Annotated in this window: 11 protein-coding genes; all 11 read right to left on the reverse strand. The window is 45.2% G+C overall.

What is annotated here, in order from left to right; all coding sequences use genetic code 11:
• Nucleotides 1-29: 29 nt before the first annotated feature.
• The gene (locus H6G05_RS06350) at nucleotides 30-1202 is read right to left on the reverse strand and encodes an AAA family ATPase (RefSeq protein ID WP_190577305.1); all 1173 of its coding nucleotides are present in this window, start codon (nucleotides 1200-1202) and stop codon (nucleotides 30-32) included.
• A 123-nt stretch (nucleotides 1203-1325) separates the two neighbouring features.
• Nucleotides 1326-2783 (reverse strand): VWA domain-containing protein, encoded by a 1458-nt coding sequence (locus H6G05_RS06355; RefSeq protein WP_190577307.1) that lies wholly within the window; start codon nucleotides 2781-2783, stop codon nucleotides 1326-1328.
• A 63-nt stretch (nucleotides 2784-2846) separates the two neighbouring features.
• Complete coding sequence (locus H6G05_RS06360) at nucleotides 2847-4064, reverse strand: AAA family ATPase (protein WP_190577309.1); 1218 nt, start codon at nucleotides 4062-4064, stop codon at nucleotides 2847-2849.
• 68 nt (nucleotides 4065-4132) lie between these two features.
• Entirely contained in the window at nucleotides 4133-5173 is a 1041-nt protein-coding gene (locus tag H6G05_RS06365; protein ID WP_190577310.1) for a DUF6744 family protein, read from the reverse strand.
• Between the two features lie 120 nt (nucleotides 5174-5293).
• On the reverse strand, nucleotides 5294-5554 hold the full coding sequence (locus tag H6G05_RS06370) for a hypothetical protein (protein ID WP_190577312.1): 261 nt from the start codon (nucleotides 5552-5554) through the stop codon (nucleotides 5294-5296).
• Entirely contained in the window at nucleotides 5538-5858 is a 321-nt protein-coding gene (locus H6G05_RS06375) for a hypothetical protein (RefSeq protein ID WP_190577314.1), read from the reverse strand. The genes H6G05_RS06370 and H6G05_RS06375 overlap by 17 nt, the downstream gene beginning before the upstream one ends.
• A gap of 59 nt (nucleotides 5859-5917) precedes the next feature.
• Complete coding sequence (locus tag H6G05_RS06380) at nucleotides 5918-6085, reverse strand: hypothetical protein (protein WP_190577316.1); 168 nt, start codon at nucleotides 6083-6085, stop codon at nucleotides 5918-5920.
• Between the two features lie 73 nt (nucleotides 6086-6158).
• The gene (locus tag H6G05_RS06385; RefSeq protein WP_190577317.1) at nucleotides 6159-6629 is read right to left on the reverse strand and encodes a hypothetical protein; all 471 of its coding nucleotides are present in this window, start codon (nucleotides 6627-6629) and stop codon (nucleotides 6159-6161) included.
• 568 nt (nucleotides 6630-7197) lie between these two features.
• Nucleotides 7198-8742, reverse strand: coding sequence for a group II intron reverse transcriptase/maturase (locus H6G05_RS06390; RefSeq protein WP_190577319.1), 1545 nt, complete (start codon nucleotides 8740-8742; stop codon nucleotides 7198-7200).
• A 531-nt stretch (nucleotides 8743-9273) separates the two neighbouring features.
• Complete coding sequence (locus tag H6G05_RS06395) at nucleotides 9274-13500, reverse strand: DEAD/DEAH box helicase family protein (RefSeq protein ID WP_190577320.1); 4227 nt, start codon at nucleotides 13498-13500, stop codon at nucleotides 9274-9276.
• 89 nt (nucleotides 13501-13589) lie between these two features.
• Entirely contained in the window at nucleotides 13590-14573 is a 984-nt protein-coding gene (locus H6G05_RS06400; protein ID WP_242025297.1) for an Eco57I restriction-modification methylase domain-containing protein, read from the reverse strand.
• Between the last annotated feature and the right edge of the window lie 95 nt (nucleotides 14574-14668).

The raw sequence follows: 14668 nt of genomic DNA on the forward strand, positions 1-14668 counted from the left end.
TGACTGGTGAGTTATTGATTTTGCGATTTCTAGAATTCCAGTTGGTTGGCGATGTCTTTGGCGATCGCGGCATATTGTCCTGGATGCCGCGATGTCGAAATGTCGATCAGGTTCTGGGCTAGTTCGGTGGTGTATCCTTTTAGCCCTAACCATTCCCGCATCAGTGCTTCACAGACGGCTTTGATTTGTTCAGCGGTCATATTCTCACTGTTGAATTTGGGTTTTGTACCACTTTCATCGGCTCCATACAGCTCAATGCTAGTCTCAATCACTTTGCTGATCTGTTGCTGGGTAATTGCCAATAATGCTTTGAAGGCGGCTTTGGCGGGGTTATCAGGTTTGCTGGGATTAGTTTGAGGATTGGCAATTGGCTTAGTTTCCACGGCTGTTGCTACATGACCATTGGTACTAGCAATTTGAGATACATGACCATTGCTGCTGGCAACGGTGGCTAGTTCGGGCTGTACCTGTGGTTGCTGGATAACTGGACTTACAGGTACAGCGATCACTGGGATAAAAGCATTTTTGTTGGCTGGAGTGTCATCACTAAGCCATGTCTGAATCATTTCGGCAAACTTCTTCCCTGGTTTTGGAAAAATACCGTTACTAATTTCGGGACATCTGCTCTTGGAGATTGTGAGTGTGTTCTGGTCATCTAGTAAGCCACAGATGTCCAGTTCATATTCGCTGCCTTCCTTTTGAATTGGTGCTGTGCCAATCTTGCGGACACTGGTGATTTTCTGCTTGCCACCAACTTCAGCCGTGTTAAAGTCATATTCGATCTTCGATCTCATTGTGGCAATGATGTGACAGCTTGAGCTGATGATTTTGTCCCATAGTTGGCGTTCGATAGGACGGACTTTTGCCCAGTTCCTCACGTCACTGCCCACTGCGTCTAGTTCGGCATACCATGCATGGGATAGGGAGTCGATGATTAGGTAATCAAATCCTGATTCTTCGGCGCTTTCAATGGCATTGTAATACTGGCTGGGACCAAATTTGGTTAGTTCTAGTGATTTGAAGTTAAACAGGTTGGCATATTTACGGCTAGAACCATATTCGGTGTCGATCAGTCCAATCTTCTTGCCCAATATTGATGCTAGTTGCAGGGCGGTGTAGGTTTTGCCACAGCCTGGTGGCCCGTACAGCGCCATGCGGAGTTTGATGTTTTCTTTGGTTGCTTGCTGAAATGAGTAGGTCATAGATATTTCTCCTTTTGAGTAAGTGGGTTTGGTAAATACTTGGAATTTTTCCTTGCGAGCCTCGCTAGAGGAAAAGCGAGAAAAGGCGGCGCATCGCGCCGCCTTTTCTCGCTTCAGAGTTTTTTAGATGCTGTATAAACAGTCAGATACTTCGCCGTCGTCTGTGAGATCTTCTATCTGCACATAGCGATCGCATAGCTTGCCGATCGTGCTTTCATAGTTGCTAAGGTTGCCACTGGTAATCAAAATGCCATAACAACTAAATTCATACTTTTTCCTGTCTGCTTGCCATTGCTCCATGAAACTAGATGATGGGTTGTCTAGTCCGTCGGTGATTAATACCACGTCGGCTTTCTTGGTATGTTCGTGCTGTTGGATCGATGCTAATGCTCCCGTGAGGGCGGCTGTAAAACAAGTACTGCTGCCGTTGTAGAACTTTTCGATGCAGTCAATTACGCGATTAGTGTCGGGAGTTTCACCTGCAAAGTCGTCGATCCGCTCCACTATGTCTGTAAAGTGCAAGATGCGGCAATGGCGCTTTTGGCTCACAGCGATACTCAATAGAGCTAGAGCGATCGCTTTGCTCCAGATTTCTGCTTTCCCTGCCATTGACCCACTGGAATCTAGACAAATGATGATTGGTCCTCTGGCTAGGGGTTCGCGGCTGATTAATTCTCGTTGCAAAAGCGATCGCTCGATGTACCCTTGGGCAAATATGGGAAATAGTGCGGGTTGGGTGAGCTTGACTAGCTCGCAAGGCAGTAGTCGGGTTAGGTCGTTGCCTGTGGTTACGCCGATGATTTCGGTGCGTCCTTCTTTGACTTTGCTGCGTTGCATCTTGGCAGCGATCGCGATTTTCTTGCCTGCGAGTTCAGCGATCGCTTGCAGTTTTGGCGATGCTTGAAGGCGCTGGGCTAGATGGATTTTATCGGCGATTTTGAGTTGGGTTTCGTTGCTGTAATTGCTGCTGCCGCTAAAGGCTGATAGGCTTTCGGCGATCGCTTGCATTTCGGCTTCGGCTTTGGCAATGCCGATCAGCAGTGCGGTTTCAATTTCTGATGGGCTAATTGAGTCGGCGTAGGCTTCACATGCAAGTCGGACTTCTAGTCCCTGTTGTTTTAACTGTTGAATCTTTTGCATCAGTCCCGCGCTGGGTGTTTGCTCTTGAATCGCTTCAAAGATGCCTCGCAGTTGTTTTCGGATTACTTCTGGGTCTTCTAGTGGCTCGACTGGTTCGGGCAGCATTTCCACGATGGCGATACATAGGGCGGTTGTGCCGATGCCTGAGAGAAATTCATCTCCGTTCAGGCGGTTGCTAAATTGTTGAAATACTTCTAGTTCGCTCATCTGTTGGTGGATGGCGATCCAGATTTTGTTTTCTGGTTTAATAGCACTGTCTTCTAATCGGTTGGGCTGGCGATCGTACAGCCGATGGTAGGTTTCGCTGACAAAGGTTTCAAAGTTGTAGATTTTGCGATCGCCTTCTTCGATAACATCATTCAGTCTGGATGACTTTTCTTTAAAATCATCTATACACAACTCTGTCCATTTGGGGATTACATACACTAATGGTTCTTGCATTTTGAGTCTCTATTAGGTTGAGAAAGTTGAGAGAGCAGATAGTCTGCTCTCTTTTGGTTGGGGCTATGCTCCGTACATGATTTCGCTGACTTTCGCTAGTAATGGTTTCTTCTTGGCTTCGATTTCGGCGATCGCTTGTTGTGCTTTCTTTGCCCTGTTTGGGTGTTGAGCAATCAGGCTTTGCAGTCTGTCGATCATGTTTCGCATATCGGACAGTACTCCCGAACCTTCGGTTGCCCAATCGTCTTGCTGTTTCTTTGTGCCATAAACTGGACAGTTTCCCAAGTTTGAAAGCTTTTCGGTGATGGCAGCGAGGATTTCTTGGGCTTGGATATTCACGGGGTTGCCCACTTTGGCGACGATTTTTCTGATCAGCGCTTGTTCTCTAGGATGATTCCAGATCACATGGTTGAGAATTTCAAAGCTGTCTTCGCTTACTTCGGGTTCTTCTTGCAAATAAGCATAGGCTTTGAGAATGGTGACAATCTGCACGTATTTTCTGGTACTGACGATGAAGTTTTCTTTCTTTAGTTCCCGTTGCAGGTCAATCAGGGAGGCGATGACTGGGGCGGGGAATGTCACGTTTTTCACAGCGGTTTGCATTTGCTCTAGTTCTGCTAGGCTCAGCATGGTGGTAATCTGCGGTGCGGCAATGTTGCCTGTTTTGCGGAGCAGTAATGTTCGCAGGTCTTCATCGCCTAGATAATCGACCATGTACCGCAGGCTCAGTCGATCCCAGAATGCTCCATCTTCTTCCCCATCTAGGAGTTCGTTGGAACAGCCAATCATGGTGATTAATGGTGATTGCAGTTTGGTTTTGCCGTTTAGAAATTCCCGTTCGTTCATCAGTCCTAATGCGGAGTTGCGGACAATGCTATTGGCTTTGCCAATTTCATCCATTAACGCTAGATGGGCTTCGGGTAACATTGCTTCGGTGTCGCGCACGAATTTGCCTTTTTGCAGTTCGGCAAGGTCGGGCGCTCCTAATACTTCTTCGGCAACAGTAGTTTTGGTCATCAGGTAATGGAAGAAGGTGGTTCCTGTGATTGCGTCTGAGACGGCTTTCGCGAGTTCGGTTTTGCCTGTGCCGGGTTTGCCTCCTAAGAAGATATGCATTTTCGATAGCAGTCCCACCATGATTAGGTCGATCGCTTCGCTGCGGTCTAGGTACACGCTTTTCAATTCTTCTCGCAGTTGTTGCAATTTCGCTAAGGCTGATTTTGGGGTTACGGTCAAGGCGGTGATATGTCCATTGGTCTGCGCGATTTCGGTTGCCATCATTGTTGAGTTCCTCTTAATCTTTGATTTTGAATGGGGAGTAGCGCGTTGGCTACTCCCTAGATACTTCGCTAGAAGCCGAGATCGAATAGGTTGTCTGAGTTCTCGTCTGTCGTTTCTGTTAGGTTGGTTTCTTCTAGTTCAGCGATGATTTCTTCTGTTTGGGTGATTTCTTCCTCTGGGATTTCCACTGCTGTCGTTGTCACAATTTCATCTAAGACGTTTAGGCAACGTTGACGCAGTTTGGCGAGTTTGTCGGTCAGTGCATCGGAGCGAAATTGCAATAGCTCGGATAGCATTTTCGTCTTGTCTTCGACTTCCCGATATACCTTGAGTTGGTTTTTCAGGGTGCTGCCTTTTGTCTCTGATACTTTTTGAGGGTCTAGAAGTTCGTCTAGGTAAATGGACATCGATTGCACTTCTTTTTCTAAGGATTGTCTGGCGATGATGTCCATGTCGCCGATGCCTGCGATCGGCATCCAGCGAATGTTGTTTTCTTTGTGAATCAGGGGTAGTAGTTCGCGAAAGGCGGTTAGTTCTAGCCGATAACTACGCGCAACAAAGTATGTGCCACCTCGTTCTCGAAATGGTACTCCTGCTTTTTTGACGAACTCCGTCAGCATGGCGCGGATTTCTTTGCTGGTGATTTCTTGGCTCCATGCATACCATTTGTCGAAGGTGGTTCTGGCTATGTCAATCAGCGATTCATTTTCATAGCTCCAGTCTTCTTGGTTCCAATTGGTTGTCTCGTTGCTCTTATCAAAGCTATAGGAGGCGAGTTGGTTATAGCGCAGCTTTTTGTCTTTCTCGTTCTTGTTCTCTAGGACAAATCCATAGACCAGTACTCCGTTATTGGAGATTTGACGGATGAGGAGGTTTTGATTGCTCAGTTGGGTTTGAGTTTTGGTGCGGGCATTTTTGAATGCGCTCAGTTTGTTAGGACTTTCGGGCAAATAACTGAAGTTGAGGTTGACTTGCTCGGCGGCTCGTTTTAAGGTGGCTTCGCTTAGTCGGGTTTCGGCACTGATTGACCATGCGATTAGGTCGCCTAAGTATTCGGCTCCTTTGTCGATCAATGCTTGCTGGGTGGCGATCATCGCTGCTGTGTTCATGGCTTGTATCCTCTAATTTAGATATAGATGAGCGATCGCCTTTTGCAGTCTGCTAGGCGATTGTTTGGTAATAGTGAATTCGGTAGCGGTTGTCTTGGGATGGCTCTACTTGACTTCTGTTTACTTGATTCCCGTCCCTAGTTTTCTGGTAGGTTCCGTACTCACATGGGCTGCTTCTAGCAGTTGCTTTATCTCTTTTGTATAGGGGTCGTTTTGAAACAGGTTTTCATTGAGATCTACCGTTCCGTCACTGCGAATTGTCAATGATGGGTCAAATTTGGCATGAGTTGGTCGATCGTGATGGCATTTGAATTCAGCTCGAATATCTCCTACAAATAGATAAGAGCCTTCTTTGCTCCGAGAGCTAATAATCTTTTTCAATTCCCAATGATATTTGCTGCAAATCTTCAGCATGGTTTTGATTTGATGGATGTTGCCTTTGATATTTTTCATGCAAGCTTTGCTCCTTGATAATTGGCTTCACGTTTGCTGCTATTTCACAATCGCGTGACAGTATCTGCAAATGGTTTTTAGCTATTTGCAGATCGATAGCGGTCTTCTTTTTTCTGTTATTCTTGTCGAGTTTGGATTGTAGAAAAGCGATTAGCTTTTTTGTTTTTTTGATTTCTGGTTCAATCTTGGCAAGATGAGAAGATTCACCGAACTGGAAACTATTTGTTGTCATATTTTTGGAACTCACAAATAGCAGTTAGCTTTTGGCTAATCGCTAACTGCTAATTTCTTCTACGCACTAATCCTCTTGTGCTTCTTTCGCCAATATTTGCGCTGGCGACGGGTTTGGATGTGGATGATTCTTGGTTGCTTTTCTTCTACGTGATGCTGTTCTGGATGGATGGCGATCGCCAGTAGCAATAGTCCACACAATACGCTTTTGTATCTTTTGGTGGTCATATTTGACTCCATAACAAATTAGCCTCTCGATCTGCATCGGGAGGCTTTTGAAGGTTGAATATTGGGTTTGGGGTTAGTCGGTTCTATCTACTGCGAATTCGGCTTGAAGTCTAGATTTATTGGCTTCATAGGCTTGTTTCGCAGTCAGGAATGGATGGGCGATAACATAGGAGCTAAAGCCGCCATCGGTGCGGATAAAGCAGACTACGACTTGGTTTTTGGGTTTGTAGTCTCGAATCTGTCTCTTCTCATCCTTTTGGAATGGGTTTGGATATCCCGATTCTTTGGCGATACGCTCTGCTGTGGCTTGGCTTAGGTAGCAGCCATAGCTCTCAGAATTCAGCCATTTTTGATAGGGGCTGATACCAATTTGTGATTCTTTGGATTTGCCGACATCGATGATAATCGCGCCTCTGCCTTCGCTTTCGTAGCCGTGCCACGCTACGGCTAGCAGTAGTTCGAGATTCACGCGAATGAATTCTACATGGCTTTGCCTTGATTCACTGCCACTCGGTAGGTCAGACGCTTTGTATTTCCACGCCATTATTTTATCTACTCCTTATATTCGTCACAAAATTCCTGCTAAGGACTTCTTACAAACCTGTGTGATAAAAAATTAGCCTACCCATTCTACTACATGAGTATGGGTAGGCTAATTTTCTATCACACTGATTTATATCTTTAGATTTTCTCCAGTGCAGTCTTGTATTTTTCCACTTGCTAGCATTTGCTGAATTGTTCCAGTTTTTGAAGGCAAGAATGATACTGCATCTCGATTGCATTCGAGAATTTCGCAAGCATAATGGTCTTTGAGCCTAGATGCTATCTTTTTGATTGAGCGCTTGAAACTCACTATTACATAACATTTGCTATTTTTAAACAGTGACATCTGGCAATTTTCTTGGATCATTTTTGCATCTCAAATCTTCACAGACTTTTAGCGACAGCGCTTTCCCTATGGAATTCTATTCTAAAAGAACAGAATTCTTAGAATAATGTTAGCTGTTCTCTTTGCTCATCCACATTGGTAGAGTCGAGGTAGGGTATTATCCCTAGCCCCTCTCTGTTAGATCTGGACGTACCCATTTCTGTGTATCCAGCTCCCGATATTCTTAGCTTGCGCTTTTGCTCATGTGATGATAATCGTGGCAACTTTCATGTATTGCTACAAGGTTTTTATGCTTCCAATTATTATGATTTCCATCTACATGATGTAAATGTACTTTTTCATCATCTGCGAATTTTAATCCACAGTTTTTACATGAATGGTTTTGCCTTTTAAGGGCTTTAGAGGTCATGTTGTCATAGAGCTTGCTATTACGTTCGCTCCAATAGACAATATCGCCATCGTAGGGGGATTTATTTCCTTTGACATTGATATGTTTGCTTTCAGAGTAAGGAACGGCAGGGAAGGCTTTATCTAGTAATTTCTTGCTAGAGTAGCGATTTTGCTTGGTTTCCCTGTTAAACACCTTGTATGCTCTGGTTTCGATATGGTATAACGAGTTCCTTGAACCGTCCATCTTGCAGAAGCGATGGTAGTTTCTCCAGCCTCTAACAATGGGTGCTAGCTTTTTAGCTTTTTCCATTGCACCAAAATTCGAGCTATTGACAATGGCTTTTACCTTCTTACGGAAAGATTTATAGTTCGCCTCTGAGGGTGTACTTCTAAATTTTCCGTTTTTCTGACATTTGAAATGCCAGCCTAGGAAGTCAAAACCGTCTTTCGTGGCGGTTGTCTTGGTTTTTCTTTCACTAACTTTCATACCTCTTGAGGCTAGAAATTCGCTGATTTTGGCAAGTATTTCAACATCGTTATCTTCAGGGCGTAGGATTATAACCATGTCATCTGCGTAACGGATTGATGGCTCTATCCAAACTCTATTGGAACCTTTGTATCTGTGAATACTTTCGATGCCATTTAGTGCGATGTTGGCTAATAATGGACTTATTACTCCGCCTTGTGGCGTTCCTTGGTCTGGAAAACCTACATTGACTCCAGCTTTGAGGCATCTAAAGATGCCAAGCTTTAGCCCTGAAGGGGCGATTAGGTTTTCCATGATTGCAGAGTGGTTAATCCTGTCAAAGCATTTTTCAATATCAAGCTCGATAACTCGTTTATTGATTCCGTGGCTTATGCTTCTAAGGTTGTTGAATAGGAATTTCTGAGCGTCATGCGCTGAGCGTCCTGTTCTGAACCCATAGCTTCGTGCGTGGAAGGTTGCTTCGTGTGCTGGCTCAAGTACATATTTTGCTAAGCATTGCCAAGCTCTATCCGCAATTGTGGGTACTTTGAGCATACGGATTGTCCCATCTTTTTTAGGGATAGGGATTTCTCGCAGACCTGAGTGTTTCCAGTTGATATGATGTTTGGCTAAAGTTTTCTCTAGCTCAAATCGTTCCTCGAATGAGAGGGACTTTTTGCCATCTATACCAGCCGTCTTTTTGCCAGCATTTAGCTGCGTTACTTGCCGAATTGCTAGTAGTCTAGCTGATTTGGATTTGAGAATTAGTTTTTGTAAAGACCTTGCTTTCCGCATATCTTTAACTTGAACCGCTCTGAACACTCGCTTTTGCAACCTAAAAAGATTAACTCGAAATTTCTTCCAAGGTAATTCTTTCCAAAGTTCACTAATATTTCTATCGTGGCTAACCATGATTTGCTCTAGTTTATGTTTTCTGAATACCTTGAGGCAATTACGCCCCATCCTACCCGTGTCTAAGGGGTTAATCCTCTCGTCTGGTCTACCGTAATTTCGACAAATTACAGACCTTAGACTCGTTTTTATTCGTTCCGTCCAAAAGATTGATATGTCCCTTTAGATGTAGCCAATTCAATCGCCAGAACCCCTTACTCATGCTGCTAATCAAAAGAAGTTGCGGCGGGGTGTTAATCTCTGGCGAGGTCAGATTTTAAGGATTGCGTCTGCCTACTCCTAGATTGCTTTTCTAGGCTCTATTTCATCTTGGGGACTCCCTTTAGCGCCAGTGTTACTTGCAATTAGTATCTGATTGCGCCCTGTTCCCAGCTTCAGCCTCCAAGTAACGAGCTTGGTCACTGTGGGCAGATAAGGAGTCAGTCTTGAGTTTAGACGGTAAGGCTTACACTTACATCGTCTGGACAGTTAAGCTAGACTTGGGAGTCTTGACTCTAGCGGTTATGTACGGACTGGTTACCGTGATTCACGCTAAACGAATCGCACCTTTTGTGGAATTGTAAGTTGTTCGCCTCCTCGAACTAATCTAAAGTCAGCCAATAGCTTGGATTCTGGGATTGCCCCAAGCCGATCGCCATTCACAGGAATTTCAATCTCAACATTGCTAACAAGCTGCGCGATTTGTTCCAGCCAGTTATCAGCGTCACCTGATACCCAATCCTCAAACTGTCTCTGCCTTAATGCCTCCACGATCGCTGTTGATGGTGGCTCTAGTTGAGATGCCCTAGAGTCTCTTTCCCAGAAGATTTCTTGCGATTCTTCCAAGTCTTCGCCATCTACACAGTTGTCAGTTTCACTATCATCGACAGGAGATTCATGGGCGATCGCATCAAACATCTCCTTCAGGAATCCTAACCGATTTGATTTCTGCTCATATTCCTGTGCTTGCTCAAAGGGTTGACTGACTCGATTTTGTAGTATTGGCAATTCTTGTCTGTCTCGTTCCAGATTCTCTTGGGCTGTGGTTAGCTTGGCAGCGATCGCATTTCTCACTACATGCAATAGTGAACTATAGGGTTGCTGGCATTCTGCGTTAAATTCATAGCCTGAATTGATGCTCGTACCGATATACCCATTAACCTCTGATCCAAATCTGCTTAGAAATACGTTCAGTCCTGCAAATTGTCCAATTTGGATGTGGGTCAATCGATAGCTTTCTTTTAGACGTTGCACTTGTTCGGTAATGTGATGATCGATGAGCACGGCTTTATCCAGCATCACTCCGCGATCGCTGATGAATTGTTTTAGGTTCGCTTGAGATACTGTGGCTAGGTCGTCTTGAATGCGCTGAATGCTGGCGGTATGGGTGGTATTTACCATGTCAGTTAGGTACTGAATCTTGGATTTATCCCTAAATTGCCTGTCGTTATAGGCTTGCAATTGCATTCCTAGTCCTTGCAATTCAGCTTCGAGGGTAGCGCGTTCCATGATGAGCGGATCTCCCGATGCGATCGCTTTCATTTGGGCGGCATTGAGGACTGTCTCATCAATGTCTTCAATGGTGCGATGGGTGCGATCACCCGACATCACCTGCGAAATCATCCGTTGTTTGTTCTCAATCGCTTGCCACAGAAATGAATCAAATCCTGCTTGGTTATTCCTACCTTCAGTAACATAACGGAAGATAAAGACATCACTCCATTCGTTACCCTGACGCACGCCTCTACCTTCCCTTTGTTCCAAATCCGATGGTCGCCATGGACAATCAATATGATGCAAGGCGATGAGTTTGCTTTGCATGTTCACGCCTGTTCCCAGTTTTGATGTCGAACCGAAAACAATCCTGATCATGCCCTCATTGATGGCTTCAAATAGTTTGGCTTTTTTGGTATCGGTGTCGTAATCATGAATAAAGGCAATCTGGTCAGCGGGTATGCCCAGTATCACGAGAGTATCGCGGATATAGCAATAGCTATTCCATCTGTCTTTTTTGGGTGCGTTGCGATCGCAGAAGATTGCTTGAGTGCCTTTGGCGATCGCGGTAATTGTCCAGATTTGCCAGACATTCCATGCACAGGCTAGCAGTTTGTTGTTAATCCATTCACTTGCATTAGGCGATACCAATTTGGTGTGCATACAAGCTTTGGCTCCATCGCCTGTGATTTTGAGCATGTTGTCAATTTCGGGTTTGACTTTACGTTTTGCCACTGCCTCAGCGCGATCGCAGAGTTTGTCCATATAGGCGATTTGCTCTGGTGATGGTTTGCAGGACATCACATGGTAATGGGGCTTCGGGGTTTTCACTTCGGCAAGGGCTGCGGTCTGGATATCGGTGACTTGACACCACATCGCCATCAGTTCGGGCATGTTAACGAATTCGCGGAGGCGGGTTTTCGATTTCAGTTTGCCTGTGGGACTGATTTCTAAGGCGGTGCTGGTTTCACAGAATCTCGAACAGAAGCTATCGAAGTGGGTTAGTCCTTGCTGTTGTAGCAGGTCTAGTTGCAGATAGCGCATCCACACGTCCATTTCTGCCATAGTGTTGCTTAGGGGTGTACCTGTGGAAAAGATGACTCTTTTGCCGTTGATGAGCAGGTATCGCACTTTCATGAAGGAGTCATGGGCGCGTTGGCTATACCCTGTGGGAATGCCCGCAACATTGTGCTGGGTGGTCAGGATTTGCAGTCGTTTGATTTGCTGTACTTCGTCCAGAAATAAAGCATCAATTCCCAGTTGCTCGAAGTAAATCACGCGGTCTTTGCGATCGCTGTTTTCGATTTCTTGGATGCGTAAAGAGATTTTCTTTCGCATGGCTTCTAAGTTGCGGAAGACTTGTTTGGATTCTTCTTTGTTGGTGGCTTCACAGATAGAGCTAATTGCGGACATTTGCTCCTCGAGAAACAGAAGTTCGGTTGATTCGCTGATTTGCAGGTTGAAGAATTGTTCGTAGGTGAGGATGATGGCATCATAGTTGTGGGTGGCGATTTGGCTCAGTAGGACTCGGCGGCGATCTTTGGCAAAGTCTTGAGCATTCGGTACGAGAATCTTGGCTTCAGGATAAAGTCGTCTAAATTCTTTGCTGTAGCCTGGCAAAATCGATTTCATGGTTACGTGCATGACTTTGTGAGCCATGCCTTTGCGTTTTAACTCCATGCCTGCGGCAATCATTGTGGCAGTTTTGCCATAGCCAACCCGATGGGCGGCAAAGGATGCTTTTTGCCGTTCGACGCGACGCACGAAGTTGCGCTGGTGACTTCGCATCTGAAAGTCGGGAGCCATGTTGGGGAAGGTTAGATGTGAGCCGTCATATACGGTGTCGCGGTAGAGGTTGTGGTATTGGTTGTAGTGCAGACATAGTTGTTCGGCGCGATCGCCTTCACTCCAGATCCATGCTTTAAAGGCGGTTTGGATTTTGTCTTGCATTGTCCGCGATGCTGTGGTGGCTTCTACATTCAAAATGCTGATGACGTTGCCTTGTTTGTCTGTGATATGGTCATAGATTTTGGGATCTTTTTGGTTCAGTGAGTGTTCTATCAGTTCAAGTGCTGTGTGGCTGGTGGTTCCCCATTCGGTTTTGTTTTGGGGTGAGTTGATCAGTTTGCTGTCGCCTTTGATTACCCAGATGTTGGCTGGGTCGGGATGGAATTTGACGGTGCTGATTCCTGCATGGCTAAGTAGTTGTTCGCTAAATTCTTTGATGACATCTTCGGGGAGCCATGTCGTTCCTAGTTTGACGCGGATCGTGTTGTGCAATAGTAGGTTTAGCTCGTCGGTGGTCATGCCATTGACGTTGATGCCGAGTTTGACTGCACAGCGCACTTTGATATCTACGTCTGGGGTTTCGGGTAAACAGGGGACGGGTTGATTGCTGCTGATGGTTTGATGGTATTTGTCGATGTTTAGCCAGTTGGGGACTCCGCTTTCTTGCCATGCGATGATTTTGTTGAGTCGGTTGACGACGTTGCCACTGATGAATTCTTCTCTGGTTATCCATTCGGAATTAGTAGTTTCATTCACTGTTGCGGGTGGGATTGTGCCGTTGTAGAAGATGTCGCCTTCTAGTTCAGTGATGACGGTGCTGATGCTTTTGTCAATCAGGTTAGCGATCCAGTCTAGATCGATATAACTTTTGGCATCCAGACATTGGGCTAGGGCATCTTTGGCATTGTCTGCTCGATACCTTGGGGTGGCTCTGACTGTCCTTTGATGGAAGATGGGGGCTTTGGCTGGGCTTTTGCCTTTGCCTCGGTCAATTTCTAATGCTCTCAATCGATAGTAGTTGGGGTCATCGTGGAAAATACCGAGGTTCTCTTTGCTGGTGAAATGTCCGAATCTAATTGCGAACTCATCATATTTTTGATTGAGAATCTGACGCAGTTTGGCTAGTTCTTTTTCGTCTTCGTATTGCTGCATTCTCAGCACTAGGTCTAGGATTTTAGCGACAGACATGGCGGCGCGAATGCGTTGTTGTTGGTTTGCGACTAGTTCTAGCTGATAGTCGGTGCGACGATAGATTTGTCCTTCATGTTCGCAAAAGGCGTTGGGTAGCACTTTTTGTAACTGCGGTGGGATCTGAATTACTTTGGTTTGAGTTACAGAGGGTTCATAGAATTTTGCGATCGCTTTACCGATTTTGCTAATCTCTTTTCTCAGGTCAAAGTTTGCTGGGGCAGTTACTCCTAAATGCTCTCCTCCATATAGTTTGGAGACAGTCAGTTCACCAAGGATATTGCGGAATTTTAATGGGGTTATAGACATGGGTTTGTTCTCAATTAAAAAAGCGAGTCAATCCTTTTAAGGATTGACTCGCTCGGTAGTTTTGGTGTGGTTACTCTTTAGCCTAGCCGCTAGGCAACCTCTACAAACCATTGATTAATCATGATTGGCTCCTGATTGACTGTGTGTTTGCCCGATGGAACTGTCTTTACCCAATCAGGACATTTATAATTCTTTTGATTCGTGGCTATCTGTTCAGTTTCTGTGAGTTTACGGAAAATAAGAATATCGGCAACTACTTCCGTGTTGGCAAATCTCTTAAAAGCGATGTCTGGCAATCTAATCGCAGTCACTAGCTCTAATTTACTCGCTAGATATTTCCGAAAGCTGGTATTAGAAGCATCTAGGGTGAAACAACTGGTAATCAAGCATATCAATCCATTTTCTCTGACTAAATCTATAGATTTGACTAGGAAATAGTTATGGATGCTTAAGTTCATGTGGGCATACCGTGGATCGTACAGTTTGTAATTGCCAAAGGGAACATTACCGATCGCTAGATCAAAACTGTTGTCACTTAGGCTCACTGTCTCAAATCCCTGAGCGTAAATCAGTGCTTCTGGGTATAGCAATCTCGCAATTTGGGCAGAGATTGGGTCTAGTTCTATGCCGACCCATTGAGAGATCTCTCTCATCGCTGTAGGCTGACATCCCATGAACGCTAGGGTATTGCAAGCGGGTTCAATGATCGCTCCACCTGTAAAACCAATATCACCAAGGAGATCCCACATGGCGCGGATTACTTCAAAGCTAGTTTGGTAAGCGGTTGCCGTTGCGGATTTGGCGGCTTGGATTTCGGCTTGGGTCAATAGTTGACTTAGTTTTTCATGGCATCGATGCTGCCAAGTATTACCTTGATGATTGGCTTTCACCCAGATATCGGTGAGTGTTCCCCATCCTGATGCTTTGGCTAGTTCTACCTGTTGTTGTTGTGTTGCTGTTGATATTGATTTACTGAGGGCGATCGCCTCGACGGTTGCTTCGGCTTTTACTCGCAGGGGACTATCAAAATGCTGCTCGATTTCTGGCGTGATCTCAAATATGGGTTGGTACATTTTTGGCTTTTTCCCTAGTTTTTGTTCTTGGGAACTGGCGCTAGCCATAAAAAAAAGAAAAAAGGACACAACTAAAGCTGTCGTGTCCCTTTTCA

Source organism: Phormidium tenue FACHB-1050, from assembly GCF_014696925.1.
Taxonomy (GTDB): Bacteria; Cyanobacteriota; Cyanobacteriia; order Pseudanabaenales; family Pseudanabaenaceae; genus Pseudanabaena.